At 56.9% G+C, this 1751-nt stretch carries 1 rRNA gene; it reads left to right on the forward strand.

Annotation, left to right across the window (positions count from 1 at the left end):
* Positions 1–3 precede the first annotated feature (3 nt).
* Positions 4–1531 (forward strand): 16S ribosomal RNA (locus tag EDF64_RS17990).
* Positions 1532–1751: the final 220 nt, after the last annotated feature.

Here is a 1751-nt window from a genome sequence, read left to right on the forward strand (position 1 = left end):
TTTTTTACGGAGAGTTTGATCCTGGCTCAGGACGAACGCTGGCGGCGTGCTTAACACATGCAAGTCGAACGATGATGCCCAGCTTGCTGGGTGGATTAGTGGCGAACGGGTGAGTAACACGTGAGTAACCTGCCCCTGACTCTGGGATAAGCGTTGGAAACGACGTCTAATACTGGATATGACTGCCGGCCGCATGGTCTGGTGGTGGAAAGATTTTTTGGTTGGGGATGGACTCGCGGCCTATCAGCTTGTTGGTGAGGTAATGGCTCACCAAGGCGACGACGGGTAGCCGGCCTGAGAGGGTGACCGGCCACACTGGGACTGAGACACGGCCCAGACTCCTACGGGAGGCAGCAGTGGGGAATATTGCACAATGGGCGAAAGCCTGATGCAGCAACGCCGCGTGAGGGATGACGGCCTTCGGGTTGTAAACCTCTTTTAGTAGGGAAGAAGGGAGCTTGCTCTTGACGGTACCTGCAGAAAAAGCACCGGCTAACTACGTGCCAGCAGCCGCGGTAATACGTAGGGTGCAAGCGTTGTCCGGAATTATTGGGCGTAAAGAGCTCGTAGGCGGTTTGTCGCGTCTGCTGTGAAATCCCGAGGCTCAACCTCGGGCTTGCAGTGGGTACGGGCAGACTAGAGTGCGGTAGGGGAGATTGGAATTCCTGGTGTAGCGGTGGAATGCGCAGATATCAGGAGGAACACCGATGGCGAAGGCAGATCTCTGGGCCGTAACTGACGCTGAGGAGCGAAAGCATGGGGAGCGAACAGGATTAGATACCCTGGTAGTCCATGCCGTAAACGTTGGGCGCTAGATGTAGGGACCTTTCCACGGTTTCTGTGTCGTAGCTAACGCATTAAGCGCCCCGCCTGGGGAGTACGGCCGCAAGGCTAAAACTCAAAGGAATTGACGGGGGCCCGCACAAGCGGCGGAGCATGCGGATTAATTCGATGCAACGCGAAGAACCTTACCAAGGCTTGACATACACCGGAAACGGCCAGAGATGGTCGCCCCCTTGTGGTCGGTGTACAGGTGGTGCATGGTTGTCGTCAGCTCGTGTCGTGAGATGTTGGGTTAAGTCCCGCAACGAGCGCAACCCTCGTTCTATGTTGCCAGCGCGTTATGGCGGGGACTCATAGGAGACTGCCGGGGTCAACTCGGAGGAAGGTGGGGATGACGTCAAATCATCATGCCCCTTATGTCTTGGGCTTCACGCATGCTACAATGGCCGGTACAAAGGGCTGCGATACCGTAAGGTGGAGCGAATCCCAAAAAGCCGGTCTCAGTTCGGATTGAGGTCTGCAACTCGACCTCATGAAGTCGGAGTCGCTAGTAATCGCAGATCAGCAACGCTGCGGTGAATACGTTCCCGGGCCTTGTACACACCGCCCGTCAAGTCATGAAAGTCGGTAACACCCGAAGCCGGTGGCCTAACCCTTGTGGAAGGAGCCGTCGAAGGTGGGATCGGTGATTAGGACTAAGTCGTAACAAGGTAGCCGTACCGGAAGGTGCGGCTGGATCACCTCCTTTCTAAGGAGCATCTGGTTCCAGCTTGCTGGGATCCAGGCGCCGAGTAACCCGAACGTGGTTGCCGGTAGCTCATGGGTGGAACATTGACAGTGCAGTCGGGAGTGATGCTTCCGGTCCTAGTACATCCTGCTTGCAGGGTCGGAACGGGTCGGGGTGGAGCTGCTGGCTGGTGCACGTTGTTGGGTCCTGAGGGACCAGGCTTCCTGCTGCTCGCCCGTGA

It is taken from the genome of Curtobacterium flaccumfaciens, assembly GCF_004361695.1.
Classification (GTDB): domain Bacteria; phylum Actinomycetota; class Actinomycetes; order Actinomycetales; family Microbacteriaceae; genus Curtobacterium; species Curtobacterium flaccumfaciens_B.